Genomic DNA, 13079 nt, shown 5'->3' with positions numbered 1-13079 from the left:
CGTTCGCCGGTACCGACCTGGCCGCGCCGGCTGTTGACCGCGACATGAGCATGGAGAGCGCTGCCTGGAGCGCGATGTGGCGTGCCCAGAGCCGGACCATCGACGACCACCCCTTCAGCAAGGAGTCGCTGTCCCGGATCTGGCGGTTCGCGCGGCCCTACCGCGCACGCATCGCCGCGTTCGTGGGTCTGAGCGTCGTCGTCGCTGCGCTGGCGGTGGCGACACCGCTGCTGGCGGGCGATGCGATCAACGCGATCACCGGGGATGAGCCTGCCCGCGTCGTGATCCGGCTCGGGCTGCTGATCGCGGCCATCGCGGTCGCCGAGGCGGGCCTGGGCATCGTCGCGCGCTGGTTCTCGGCACGCCTGGGCGAGGACCTGATCGCGGATCTGCGCACCGCGGTCTTCGACCACGTGCAGCGCATGCCGATCGCGTTCTTCACCCGCACCCGCACCGGTGCCCTGGTCAGCCGGATCAACAACGACGTCATCGCTGCGCAGAGCGCGTTCTCGAGCACGCTCTCGGGCGTGGTGGGCAACGTCGTCACGCTGACCCTGACCCTGGTCGCGATGCTCACGCTGTCGTGGCAGGTGACGGTGGCGGCGCTCGTGCTGCTGCCGGTGTTCGTGATCCCGGCCCGCCGCGTCGGGCGCCGGCTCGCCTCGATGCGCCGCGAGGCGGCCGACCACAACGCGGCGATGAACGACCAGGCCACCGAGCGGTTCTCGGCGCCCGGAGCGACGCTGATCAAGCTGTACGGACGGCCCGACGAGGAGTCGCGCGCGTTCGCCGACCGGGTCCGCCGGGTGCGCGACATCGGGGTGCGCAGCGCGATGCTGCAGACGGTCTTCGTCACCGCTCTCACGCTGGTCTCGGCGCTGGCGCTGGCGCTGGTGTACGGACTCGGCGGCACCATCGCCCTCTCGGGTGGCCTCGACACCGGTGCCGTCGTCTCGCTCGCGCTGCTCATCACGCGCCTCTACGCCCCGCTGACGGCGCTGGCCAGCGCCCGCGTCGACATCATGAGTGCGGTGGTCGCCTTCGACCGGGTCTTCGAGATCCTCGGGCTGGAGCCGATGGTGCGGGAGCCCGCGAAGCCGGTGCCGGCCCCGAGCGGCCCGCTGGCGATCGAGGTCGACGGCATCTCCTTCGCCTACCCCTCGGCCGACCAGGTGTCGTTGGCGTCGCTGGAGGACGTCGCGGTCCTCGACCCCCGTGGCGGCGAGACCGTCATCGACGACGTCAGCTTCCGCGCCGAGCCAGGGGCGCTCGTCGCTCTCGTCGGTTCCAGCGGCGCGGGCAAGTCGACGCTCGCGCAGCTGCTGGTCCGGCTGTACGACGTCGACAGCGGTGCCATCCGTCTCGGCGGAGTGGACGTGCGTGAGATGTCCTCGGAGGAGCTGCACACCGCGATCGGGCTCGTCACCCAGGACGGCCACCTCTTCCACAGCACGATCCGCGAGAACCTGGTGCTCGGGGCTCCAGACGCGTCGGAGGAGCGGGTGTGGCAGGCCCTGGAGCGGGCGCGGCTCGCGGAGATGGTCGCGACCCTCCCGGACGGTCTCGACACCGTGGTGGGGGAGCGTGGCTACCGGCTCTCCGGCGGTGAGCGGCAACGTCTGACGATCGCGCGGCTGCTGCTGCGTGAGCCGCGTGCGGTCATCCTGGACGAGGCGACCGCCCACCTCGACTCGGCCAACGAGGCCGCCGTCACCGCAGCCCTGGCCGAGGCACTGACCGAGCGCACGGCGATCGTGATCGCGCACAGGCTCTCGACCGTCCGTGCCGCCGACCTGATCCTGGTGCTGGAGGAGGGCCGCGTGGTCGAGCGCGGCCGCCACGCCGAGCTGCTCGCGCTCGGCGGACGGTACGCCGATCTCTACCGCACGCAGTTCGACACCGACGAGAAGTCGGCGCCGGCGGAGCCGGCGATCGTGCCGAGCTCAGCCCAGCCCGGCGACCGGGGCTGACAGCGCCGTTCCCGAGGCGTCGCGGCGCTCGTCGAGCGGCGGCAGCTCGACGGGCTGACCGCCGGAGCCGACGGCACGCACCCGCTCGGGCGCGACGGCGGCCGCGTACAGCGTGTCCTCACCGCGCAGGAACCGCTGCACCCGCACGCCTGCCGTGCCGCGGCCCTTGCCGGGGTAGACGGCCAGCGGTGTCGACTTGGCCGAACCCGGCACCGTGCCGGGCAGCGCGTCCGAGGAGGCAGCGATGCTGGCGACCACGGCGCCGTCCATGTCCTCGGCCCGGATGACGGTCATGTGCACGACCTTGGCGCCCGCCGCGAGGCGGATGCCCGCCATGCCACCGGCACCGCGTCCCTGCGGGCGGACCGTGCTCGCCGGGAAGTGCAGCAGCTGGGCATCGCTGGTGACGAACACGATCTCGTCCTGGTCGAGGGCCGTCCCCACACCGACGACCTCGTCGCCGTCGCGGAGGGAGATCACCTCCCACTCGTCGGCGCGCCCGGGGCGGTCGGACGTCACCCGCTTGACCATGCCCGCGGCGGTGCCGAGCGTGAGGACGCCGCGCTCGTCGCCGTCGAGGAGGCTGACGAGCCCGACGACGCGCTCGCCCGCGGCGAGCATCACCATCTCCTGGACCGGCACCCCGCCCGACAGGCTCGGCGGCCCGTCGGTGGGTGGCAGGCCGGGGATCTCGACGACGGACAGCCGCACCACCCGGCCTCGGGAGGTGACGGCGCCCACCTCGCCCCGCGCGGTCGCGGGAGCGGCTCCGACCAGGGCGTCGTGGGCCGAGCGGCGGCCCTCGCGCGAGGGCTGGCGCTCGTCGGCCGTCCGCGCCAGCAGACCGGTGGCGGACAGCAGCACCCAGCACGGGGTGTCCGGGACCTCGAGGTCGACCGGGCCCTTGCGGCGGTCCACGGTCGCGGCGGTGGCGGTGCCGCCGCTCGCCTCGAGCAGCACGGTGCGGCGAGGGGTTCCGTGCGCCGCGGCCACGGCGCCGAGCTCGTCCGAGACGACCCGGCGCAGCAGGCCCTCGTCGGCCAGGATCGCCTCCAGCTCCTCGATCTCGCGCTTCAGCTCGTCGCGCTCGGCCTCCAGCTCGATCCGCGAGAACTTCGTCAACCGACGCAGCCGCAGCTCGAGGATGTACTCCGCCTGCTCCTGGCTGAGGTCGAAGATCGTCATGAGGCGGGTACGCGCGGTCTCGGCGTCGTCGCTGCTGCGGATGACGGCGATCACCTCGTCGATGTCGGCGATCGCGATCAGCAGACCCTCGACCAGGTGCAGCCGCTCCCGCCGCTTCCGCAGCCGGAAGCTGGTCCGCCGTCGAACCACGTCGATGCGGTGCGCGACGTAGACCTGCAGCAGCTCCTTGAGCCCGAGCGTGCGCGGCTGGCCCTCGACGAGCGCCACGTTGTTGATGCCGAAGGACTCCTCCAGCGGCGTCAGCCGGTACAGCTCGGTCAGGACGGCCTCGGGGTTGAACGCGTTCTTGATCTCGATGACCAGCCGCAGCCCGTGCTCGTGGTCGGTGAGGTCGGTGACGTTCGCGATGCCCTGGATCTTCTTGGCGAGGACGGCGTCCTTGATCTTGTCGATCACGCGTTCGGGACCGACCAGGTACGGCAGCTCGGTGACGACGATGCCCTTGCGCCGCGGTGTGATGTTCTCGATCCGCGTCGTGGCCCGGGTCCGGAAGCTGCCGCGGCCGCTCGCGTACGCGTCGCGGATGCCCTCGAGCCCGATGATCTTGCCGCCGCCGGGAAGGTCGGGGCCGGGCACGAAGCGCATCAGCGCCTCGAGATCGGCGTCGGGGTGCTCGATGAGGTGCCGGGCGGCGGCGACCACCTCGACCAGGTTGTGCGGCGGCATGTTCGTGGCCATCCCGACGGCGATCCCGGACGCCCCGTTGACCAGCAGGTTCGGCAGCGCGGCGGGCAGCACCTCGGGCTGCATCAGCGAGTTGTCGTAGTTGGCGACGAGATCGACCGTGTCGGAGTCGAGGTCCGCCGTCATCACCAGCGCGGCGGGAGCGAGGCGCGCCTCGGTGTACCGCGGGGCCGCGGGGCCGTCGTCGAGCGACCCGAAGTTCCCGTGACCGTCGATGAGCGGCAGCCGGAGCGTGAACGGCTGCGCCATGCGGACGAGGGCGTCGTAGATCGCGGTGTCACCGTGCGGGTGGAGCTTGCCCATGACCTCGCCGACCACGCGGGCCGACTTCACGTGGCCCCGGTCGGGCCGCAGGCCCATCTCCGCCATCTGGTACAGGATCCGGCGCTGCACAGGCTTGAGCCCGTCCCGCGCGTCCGGGAGCGCCCGGGAGTAGATGACGGAGTAGGCGTACTCGAGGAACGAGGACTGCATCTCCGTGGAGACGTCGACGTCGATGATCTTCGTGTCCTGCGGGGGTGGTTCAGCGGAGGGACGGCGGGCCATGCTGCCATTGTCGCCGAGGTCGCGCCCGCAGCCGTGGAGCCCACACCGGACCGACGCGTCCAGGTGGCGCGACTACCATGCTCGAGCATGACGTCGGCTGCGGACGCACCTTCCTACCCGGCGCACTGGGAGGCCGATGTCGTCCTCCGTGACGGCTCGACGATGCACATCCGCCCGATCGGGCCCGACGACGCCGCAGCGTTGCAGGCGTTCCACCGCGCCCAGTCGGAGCAGTCGACCTACTTCCGGTTCTTCGCCCCGATGGAGCGTCTGAGCGAGCGCGACCTGCGTCGCTTCACCCACGTGGACCACGACCAGCGGGTGGCGCTGGTGCTCGTGCAGCGCAGCGAGGGCCACGACCAGATCCTGGCGGTCGGGCGGTTCGACAGGCTCGAGGAGGACGGCGACGTCGCCGAGGTCGCCTTCAACGTCGCCGACTCCGCGCAGGGGCGTGGGCTCGGCTCGATCCTGCTCGAGCACCTCGCGGCGGCCGGGCGGGAGATCGGGATCCGGCGGTTCTCGGCCGACGTGCTGCCGAGCAACACCCGGATGCTGCGGGTGTTCACCGACGCCGGCTACGACACCACCCAGCAGTATGCCGACGGCGTGGTCGAGGTCTCGATCCCGATCCGACCCACCGACCGCTCGCTCGCCGTACTGGCCGAGCGCGAGCGGCGCGCCGAGGCGTTGAGCATGACGGCACTGCTCGCCGCCGAGGGCGTGCTCGTGCTGGCCCGCGGCGAGGAGGGCGAGATGCTCGGCGAGCGGGTGCTGGCCGCCATCGCTGGCTCCGGATTCACCGGCCGGGTCGTCACCGCCGGCTCGGTCGCCGAGCTGGCCGACGCCGACCTCCCCACGCTGGCGGTCGTCGCGGCGGCCCCCGAGGACGTGATGGCCGCGCTGCCGTTGCTGGCGGAGCGCGGCACGCGCGCGCTCGTGCTGCTGACGGCAGGTTTCGGCACGGGTGGCGGAGCCTCCGGTCCCTCCCAGCGCAGCCTGATGCGCGCGCTGCGCGAGCACGGCCTGCGTCTCGTCGGGCCCCGTTCCTTCGGTGTACTGGTTCACGGCGCCGCCGGACCGCTGCCGGCCACGCTCGCCCCGGACCCGGTACCGATGGGCGACGTCGGGGTGTTCTGCCAGTCGAGCGCCGCCGCTCGGGCGTTGCTGTCGCAGGTCACCGCGCGCCGGCTGGGGCTCTCGAGCTTCCTCGCCGCCGGGCAGCGCGCCGACATCAGCGGCAACGACACCATGCAGTACTGGTCCACGGACGAGCGCACCCGCGTGGTCTGCCTGTTCCTGGAGTCGATCGGCAACCCGCGCAAGTTCTCCCGGGTCGCGCGACGGCTCGCGGCGACCAAGCCGGTGGTCGTGGCGATCGCCGGCACCACGGGCCAGCGGCAGCTGCCAGGCCACCCCGTGCGGTCCTCGACGGCGCCGCGCCGTGTGCTGGAGCAGATGATGCGGCAGGCGGGGGTGCTGCTCGCCTCGTCGGTCTCCCAGCAGCTCGACTGGGCCGCGCTGCTGTCCTCGCAGCCGCTGCCCGCCGGGGACCGGGTGCTGGTGGTCAGCAGCTCCGGCAGCCACGCGGCCGTGCTCGGGGATCTCGTGACCGAGCACGGGCTGAGGGTGGCCGGCGAGCCGGTGGCGCTGGCACCCACCGTCGGGGCCGAGGAGCTCCGGGCGGTGCTGGCCGATGCGGCGGGACGCGACGACTGGGACATGGCCCTGGTCGCCTACGGACCCTTCGGCGTCGACATCGGTGCCGACGCCGCGCAGGCGACCGCCCAGCTCGCCGCCGACAGCGGCCGCACGGTGGCAGCCCTGATCCTGGGGCGCACCGGGCTGCACCCCGACCTCTCGGTCTCGAGCCCCGGCGGCGGCGTGGTGCAGGTCCCCGGGTTCCACGACGGCGCCGACGCGGTGCGGGCGCTGGCAGCCGTGCGCGGCTACGCACGGCACCAGGACGATCCGGTGAGCCCGCGGGTCGAGGTGGTCGGCGTGCGGCGCCGCCACGCGCGCGCCCTCGCGCACGCCGAGCTGGTCGGGGTGCCGACCGGGACCTCGGTCCGGCTGTCCCACGACAAGGCCACCGAGCTGCTCGCGGCGTACGGGCTGGACGTCTGGCCCGCGACCAGGGTGAGCGACGTGCAGCAGGCGCGCGCGGCCGCCGCCTCGATCGGGTGGCCGGTCGCGCTCAAGGCGAGCGACGACCTGCTCCGGCACCGCGCCGACCTCGGCGGCGTGCGGCTGGACCTGTCCAGCGATGCCGAGCTGACCGAGGCCTACACCGCGATCACGGACCGTCTCGCTGCGCTCGGACGGCACCACGTCAGGCTCGAGGTGCAGCGCATGGCGCCGACCGGGGCGGCATGCGTCGTGACGGGGCTCGAGGACGAGCTCTACGGGCCGATCATCGGCTTCGGACTGGCCGGGGACGCCGTCGAGCTGCTCGACGACGTCGCCTACCGGATCCCGCCGCTCACCGAGGCGGACGTGTCCGACCTCGTGCGCGCGGTGGGAGCCGCACCCCGGCTGCTCGGCTACCGCGGCCTCCCGCCGCTGGACGTCGCGGCGCTGGAGGACGTGATCGAGCGGCTCAGCGTCCTCAAGGAGGAGCTGCCCGAGGTGCGCTCGGTGTCGCTCAACCCGGTGCTGGTGAGCGAGCGCGGGCTGGCGATCCTGTCGGCCACCGTCGACCTGCTCGCCGCCGAACGGGGCGACACGGCCCGTCGCACGCTGCCCTGATCGTTACGGCATACTCACCGGGTGCCTTCATCGTCTTCGACTGCGCTGCGCCGCCTGCGGACCGACGTCGAGCGCGCCGGGTACTACCCGGACATCGTCGCCGACGTGCTGGACCTCGCGCTCGCCGGTGAGGAGGTCATCTCCCACCTCGTGCACGTGGAGACGATGTTCGACCGCGCCGAGGTGCGGCGTCACATCACGGTGCTGGTGCTGACCGACACCCGGCTGGTGCTGGCGCACGTCGACGACCTGCCGGGCGAGGACCCCGAGGCCGTCCCCGCCGCAGCGGCCACCACCGAGTCGATCGCGATCCGGCACCTGCGCACGGTCGGTCTGACGCACGGCGTCGCCGACCCGGTCGGCTATCGGCGCGGCTCGGCGGTCAGCGAGGTCACGCTGGCCCTCTCGTGGGGTGCGGTCAGCCGGGTGGAGCTCGAGCCCGCCACCTGCGGCGACCCGAGCTGCGAGGCCGACCACGGCCTGACCGGCTCGCTGCTGCCCGACGACCTCGTGGTGCGCGTCAGCGCCGATGCCGAGGGCCCGGCCGCGGTGCGTGCCGCCATCGACTTCGCCGCGGCGCTCTCGGCGGCCACGGCCCGGGTGTGAGCACGGCGGACTGGCTCGGCGACGTCCTGCTGGGCGCGTCCGGTGCGGCCGGGGTGGAGGTCGTCGTCGACCCGAGCGGTCACGCGGGCAGCTCGGCCGCGGCGGCCCGGCGCCTCGAGCTGCCGCCCGCCCGGCGCGCCTGCGTGGTGCTCGTCGACGGCCTCGGTCTCCACAACCTGCTCGCGGCGGCCGAGGTGGCCCCGGCCCTCACCGGTGCACCGCACCGCCCGCTCCAGTCCGGCTTCCCCTCGACCACCGCGACCAACATGGCCGCGCTGGGCACCGGGCTTCCCGGGGGCCGCACCGGCATGCTCGGCTACACCGTGCGCAACCCGGCCACCGGCAGGCTCCTCAACCTGATCTCCTGGCGCGACGGACCCGAACCGGAGACCTGGCAGCAGCAGCCGACGATCTTCGAGCTGATGGCCGAGCAGGGTCATCTCGCGGTCAGCGTGGGCCCGTGGGAGTTCGAGTCCTCACCGCTGACCCGGGCAGCGCTGCGCGGCGCCGAGTACGACGCTGCGGAGAGTCTCGAGGAACGGGTCGACCGGACCATCGACGTGCTCGGCGAGCCCGACGTCAAGGTCGTGACGACGTACTGGGGCGACGTCGACAAGACCGGCCATCACCACGGCTGGCGCAGCCCGCAGTGGCGGGAGGCGCTGGCCCACCTGGACGCCGAGCTGGCCCGGCTGGCCGCCGCGGTGCCACCCGAGACGCTGCTGCTGGTGACCGCCGACCACGGCATGGTCGACATCCCGCTGGGGGAGTCCGTGGAGTTCGGCGGCCCCGCACGGCTGGACGTCGCGCGCAACCCGGTGCTCGCGGACGGCGTCGGCCTCGTGGCGGGGGAGCCCCGTATCTGCCACGTCCACGCCGAACCCGGTGCCGCCGCCGCGGTGCTGCAGGCGTGGCGGGCCGAGCTGGGGGAGCGTGCGGACGTGCGCAGCCGCGACGAGGCCATCGCCGCCGGCTGGTTCGGGCCGGTCGAGGACCGGTTCCGGCCGGTCGTCGGCGACGTGGTGGCCGCCATGCGCGGCGACATCGCCGTCTTCGACTCGCGCACACAGACGGCGGCCTCGCTCGAGCTGATCGGGATGCACGGCTCCGGCACCGCGGCCGAGCGGACCGTCCCGCTGATCCGGATGGCCGGCTGACCGCATGGCCACGCTCACCTACTTCGCGGGCACCATGGACTCCGGCAAGAGCACGCTCGCGCTGCAGATGAACCACAACCACTCCGAGCGGGGCCGCCGCGGGGTGATCTTCACACGCAGCGACCGCGCCGGCGAGGGCGTCGTCTCCTCCCGGCTCGGGCTGCGGCACGACGCGGTCGAGGTCACGGACGCGACCGACTTCTGGGACGAGGTGATCGGCCGGCGGACCCGCGGCGTGGTCGTCGACTACCTCGTGTGCGACGAGGCGCAGTTCTACAGCGAGCTGCAGATCGAGCAGCTGGCCCGGGTCGTGGACGAGCTCGAGGTCGACGTCTTCGCGTTCGGCATCACGACCGACTTCCGCACCCGCCTGTTCCCCGGCTCGGCACGGCTGGTCGAGCTGGCGGACCGCGTGGAGGTGCTGCAGGTGCAGGCGTTGTGCTGGTGCGGGCGCCGCGCCACCCAGAACGCGCGCACCATCGACGGCGTCATGGTCACCCAGGGCGAGCAGGTGCTCGTGGGGGACACCGCCGAGCTGGAGACCGGTGTGGTCGGCTACGAGGTGCTGTGCCGCCGTCACCACATGCGTCGCATGACGGCGACCTCGGCGCGCGCGGTCAGCCCCTCACCGGACCCGCTGCCGCTGGACCGGCTGCCGCTCGACCTCGACGTGTGCTCGGTGCCGCCCCGACGACCCGGCTAGAGTGGCCGATCGTGATCGAGGCACGTCAAGCCACCTCAGGTGGTCTCACCACTCGTGGCCCCGTCCTCGTGATCGGTACCGGTCTGATCGGCGCCAGCATCGGGCTGGCCCTCACCAGCCACGGCGTGCCGGTCCGGCTCCGCGACAGCTCCCCGACCGCGCTCGCCCTGGCCCGGGACGTCGGCGCCGGTGACCCCGAGGGTCCCGACGACGACCCGCCCGCCCTCGTGGTGGTCGCCGCCCCTCCCGACGTCGCCGCCGGGATCGTCGGCGCCGCCCTGCACACCTACCCCGACGCGGTGGTCACCGACGTCGCGAGCGTCAAGGCCACGATCCGCGACGAGCTCGAGAGCTTCGCGACGCTCGACCTGAGCCGGTACGTGGGGTCCCACCCGATGGCCGGGCGCGAGCGACACGGCGCGGCCGCCGCCGACAGCGACCTGTTCGCCGGCCGCCCCTGGGTGCTCGCGGCGGGCCCGGAGACCTCACCGGCCGCGCTCCGCACGGTGCGGTCGCTCGCCGTCGACCTCGGTGCGAGCCCGGTCGAGATGAGCGCGGCCGAGCACGACGAGGCCGTGGCCCTGATCTCCCACCTGCCGCAGCTGCTCTCCTCGCTGCTCGCGGCCCGGCTGGTCTCCGCCCCCGAGCGTGCGCTGGGGCTCGCCGGGCAGGGCCTGCGCGACGTCACCCGCATCGCGGCCAGCGACCCGCAGCTGTGGGCCTCGATCCTCGTGGGCAACGCCGGGCCGATCCGCTCGGTGCTGCGAGCGGTCCGCGACGACGTCGACTCCCTGCTCGGCGCGCTCGACCGGGCGGCCGACGACGGCCCGCTCGCCCTGGGGGCGATGGCCGGTATCGCGGGGCTCGTCTCGGCAGGCAACGACGGCGTCGCCCGGATCCCCGGCAAGCACGGCGGTGCGCGCAAGCACTACGTCGAGGTCACCGTGCTGGTCCCGGACCGGCCCGGCGAGCTGGGTCGGTTGTTCAGCGAGGTGGGGGAGATCGGCGTCAACATCGAGGACTTCCAGATGGAGCACTCACCGCGCCAGAAGGTGGGGATGGCGACGCTGTCGGTGCTTCCGGGTGCCGCGGACGCGCTGGTCACCGAGCTCGAGAGGCGGCAGTGGCGGGTGGTGGTCGAGTGAGCGCGCCCAGGAACCACACGATCGTGGCGATCGACGGCCCGTCGGGCTCGGGCAAGTCGACGATCAGCCGACGGGTGGCGGCCCAGCTCGGGATGGCCTACCTGGACACCGGGGCGATGTACCGCGCGGCGGCCTGGTGGTGCGTGCGCGACGGCATCGACCTGACCGACACCGGCGCCGTCGCCCAGGCGGTGCGTGAGCTGCCCCTCGTGATGGGGACGGACCCGGCAGACCCCGGTGTCGCCGTCGGCGGCGAGGACGTCTCGGTGGTGATCCGCTCGACCGAGATCTCCACCGTGGTGAGCGCGGTCGCGACCAACCTCGAGGTGCGGGACGAGCTTCGCAGGCGGCAGCGCGAGATCATCGACGCGTCACGACGCGAGAGCGGCATCGTCGCCGAGGGGAGGGACATCACCACGGTGGTCGCCCCCGACGCCGACGTGCGGATCCTGCTGGTCGCGAGCGAGGAAGCCCGGCTCGCGCGCCGCGCCCGCGAGATCCACGGTGCCGACGACTCCTCCGCCCTGGCCGCCACGCGCGACCAGGTGCTGCGGCGCGACGCCGACGACTCGACCGTCTCGAGCTTTCATCGCGCCGCTGACGGGGTCGTCACCATCGACTCCTCCGAGCTGACGCTCGAGGAGACCGTCGACGCCGTCAGAGGTCTCGTCGAGGCGACCCGGAGGAGCGGGCGGTGAGCCAGAAGGACACCCCGCGCCGCACACCCGGCCAGGAGATCAAGCCCGAGCACATCAAGCGGTGGGGCCCGACGTGGTCGCGCCGCGTGGGCCAGCTGCTCGCGCACGGCGTCTGGAACACCCGGGTGCTCGGCGCCGAGAACGTGCCACGGACCGGCCGCGTGCTGCTCGCGGCGAACCACACCGGCATCATCGACGGCCCGCTGCTGCACGGTGCCATCCCCCGCGGCTCCCACTTCATCATCAAGGAGGAGGCGTTCCAGGGCTGGACGGGTCCGCTGATGCGCAACGCCGGCCAGATCCCGGTCGACCGCGGCACCGGCCGCGCGGCGCTGCAGACGGCGCTGGCCCTCCTCAACGAGGACCGCGTCGTCGCCGTCTTCCCCGAGGGCACCCGGGGGCGCGGCGACGTGAGCTCGGCGAAGGCCGGCATCGCCTGGCTGGCGGTGCGCGCGAACGCGCCGGTGCTCCCGGTCGCGATCCTCGGCACCCGGATGCAGGGACAGAAGCGCGGGCACATCCCCGGCTTCCGCGCCAAGCTGTACGTCGTGTTCGGCGAGCCGTTCGAGGCGGCGCCGCAGGACGCGGTCAGCGGGCGCGCGGCCGTGCAGGCGGCCGCCGAGCGGGTGCAGGCCGAGATGAGCCGGCACGTGGAGGCGGCCATCGCTCGCACCGGGGTCGACCTGCCGGCGGAGTGACTCGCTGCCGGGCGCGACCGCCCGGCCGAGCTCAGGGCCGGCCCGCGCGAGGCGGACCGGCCCTGAGCTCAGTGGGACTGCGTCACTGCCAGAGGATGTTCGCCTCGCCGTAGACGGGGTCGAGGCCCTGCACGAAGCCCGACCAGCTATCGCCGTTGAACAGGCCACCGGTCACCGGGCCGGCGTCCGAGAGCCCGACGGCGCACACCACGAGGGTGTTGGTCTCCGGGTCCCAGCCCTGCAGCGTGTACCCGCACACGTCGGACGCCCCCGTGCCCATACCGAAGTTCTGGGCCTCGATGAAGCTGGCGCCCGACCCGTCCTCGAGGAGCGGGAAGATCGCCGGGGCCTTGGGCTCGTCGAACCCCTCGGGCAGGCCGTCGGGGTAGACGTACTGCAGCACCATCAGGTACGGCGTGAAGCCCGCGAACTCGTCCTCGTTCTCCCAGCCGGCCCAGATGTCGGCACTGCCCTCGGTGATGTCGATCAGGCTGAGCCCGACGCGCACCTCGACCGCCGCGTCGGCGTCCGCGGGCGTCATGTGGGTGACCACCCAGGCGGGCTCGCCGATCGCGACCGTGGAGCCGGGCGCGGTCTCGCCCGGCTCACCGAAGTCGATGGCCTCGACGTCGTAGGCCGGCGCTTCCTGCGTGGGCTCCTCGGTGGTGGGCTCGCTCTCGGCACCACCCGTGGCGGTGGTCTCCGCTCCTTCAGGGCTGTCGTCGGAACCGGAGCCGCTGCAACCGGCGAGGACCAGGCCGGCGCTGAGCAGGGCGGCGATGGCAAGGGGGCGAGACGTGCGCACGGAGTGCCTTTCGAGGGACTGAACGAGGAGTGGCGCCGTTGCCGCTGAACAGGTTAGTGAAGGTGAAAACACCTTCGTGACCAGGCGTGGGGGCAGCACTCCCCATCCGTGGGGAA

Annotated in this window: 10 protein-coding genes; 8 read left to right on the top strand and 2 right to left on the bottom strand. The window is 73.3% G+C overall.

The features are described from left to right. The first annotated feature begins 44 nt into the window (after positions 1 to 44). The gene (locus tag GPA04_RS03620; RefSeq protein ID WP_156222505.1) at positions 45 to 1970 is read left to right on the top strand and encodes an ABC transporter ATP-binding protein; all 1926 of its coding nucleotides are present in this window, start codon (positions 45 to 47) and stop codon (positions 1968 to 1970) included. On the opposite strand, the gene GPA04_RS03615 is transcribed toward GPA04_RS03620, so the two are convergent. Further along, positions 1944 to 4406 (bottom strand): DNA gyrase/topoisomerase IV subunit A, encoded by a 2463-nt coding sequence (locus tag GPA04_RS03615; RefSeq protein WP_156222503.1) that lies wholly within the window; start codon positions 4404 to 4406, stop codon positions 1944 to 1946. The two genes, GPA04_RS03620 and GPA04_RS03615, sit on opposite strands and share 27 nt — an antisense overlap. Positions 4407 to 4493: 87 nt before the next feature. Here GPA04_RS03615 and GPA04_RS03610 point away from each other — a divergent pair, with 87 nt between their 5' ends. Genes GPA04_RS03610 through GPA04_RS03580 form a run of 7 tightly spaced genes read left to right on the top strand, consistent with a single transcriptional unit; the run spans position 4494 to position 12158 of the window. After that, positions 4494 to 7151 carry a GNAT family N-acetyltransferase gene (locus GPA04_RS03610; protein WP_156222501.1) on the top strand — a complete coding sequence of 886 codons (2658 nt, stop codon included), beginning with the start codon at positions 4494 to 4496 and terminating at the stop codon, positions 7149 to 7151. A 21-nt stretch (positions 7152 to 7172) separates the two neighbouring features. Then, positions 7173 to 7757: a DUF5998 family protein gene (locus tag GPA04_RS03605; protein ID WP_156222499.1), complete on the top strand. Its 585-nt coding sequence runs from the start codon at positions 7173 to 7175 to the stop codon at positions 7755 to 7757. Next, complete coding sequence (locus GPA04_RS03600) at positions 7754 to 8914, top strand: alkaline phosphatase family protein (protein WP_156222497.1); 1161 nt, start codon at positions 7754 to 7756, stop codon at positions 8912 to 8914. The genes GPA04_RS03605 and GPA04_RS03600 overlap by 4 nt, the downstream gene beginning before the upstream one ends. 4 nt (positions 8915 to 8918) lie before the next feature. Continuing rightward, the gene (locus GPA04_RS03595; RefSeq protein WP_156222495.1) at positions 8919 to 9617 is read left to right on the top strand and encodes a thymidine kinase; all 699 of its coding nucleotides are present in this window, start codon (positions 8919 to 8921) and stop codon (positions 9615 to 9617) included. Between the two features lie 11 nt (positions 9618 to 9628). After that, on the top strand, positions 9629 to 10762 hold the full coding sequence (locus GPA04_RS03590) for a prephenate dehydrogenase (protein ID WP_241680584.1): 1134 nt from the start codon (positions 9629 to 9631) through the stop codon (positions 10760 to 10762). Beyond that, positions 10759 to 11460: a (d)CMP kinase gene (gene cmk, locus GPA04_RS03585; protein ID WP_156222493.1), complete on the top strand. Its 702-nt coding sequence runs from the start codon at positions 10759 to 10761 to the stop codon at positions 11458 to 11460. Before GPA04_RS03590 ends, cmk begins: the two co-directional genes overlap by 4 nt. After that, positions 11457 to 12158 carry a lysophospholipid acyltransferase family protein gene (locus GPA04_RS03580; RefSeq protein ID WP_156222491.1) on the top strand — a complete coding sequence of 234 codons (702 nt, stop codon included), beginning with the start codon at positions 11457 to 11459 and terminating at the stop codon, positions 12156 to 12158. Before cmk ends, GPA04_RS03580 begins: the two co-directional genes overlap by 4 nt. An 82-nt stretch (positions 12159 to 12240) precedes the next feature. On the opposite strand, the gene GPA04_RS03575 is transcribed toward GPA04_RS03580, so the two are convergent. Beyond that, positions 12241 to 12963, bottom strand: a complete 723-nt coding sequence (locus GPA04_RS03575) for a hypothetical protein (RefSeq protein WP_156222489.1) — start codon at positions 12961 to 12963, stop codon at positions 12241 to 12243. Positions 12964 to 13079: the final 116 nt, after the last annotated feature.

This window comes from Pseudactinotalea suaedae (genome assembly GCF_009733815.1).
Lineage (GTDB): Bacteria > Actinomycetota > Actinomycetes > Actinomycetales > Beutenbergiaceae > Pseudactinotalea > Pseudactinotalea suaedae.
The sequence above is the reverse complement of the archived record's forward strand: the minus strand, read 5'-3'. Positions and strand labels throughout refer to the sequence as shown.

Coding starts and splice junctions, on each gene's coding strand:
- GPA04_RS03595 (WP_156222495.1), top strand. CDS start 8,919: ATGGCCACGCTCACCTACTTCGCGGGCACCATGGACTCCGGCAAGAGC.
- GPA04_RS03620 (WP_156222505.1), top strand. CDS start 45: ATGAGCATGGAGAGCGCTGCCTGGAGCGCGATGTGGCGTGCCCAGAGC.
- GPA04_RS03615 (WP_156222503.1), bottom strand. CDS start 4,406: ATGGCCCGCCGTCCCTCCGCTGAACCACCCCCGCAGGACACGAAGATC.
- GPA04_RS03610 (WP_156222501.1), top strand. CDS start 4,494: ATGACGTCGGCTGCGGACGCACCTTCCTACCCGGCGCACTGGGAGGCC.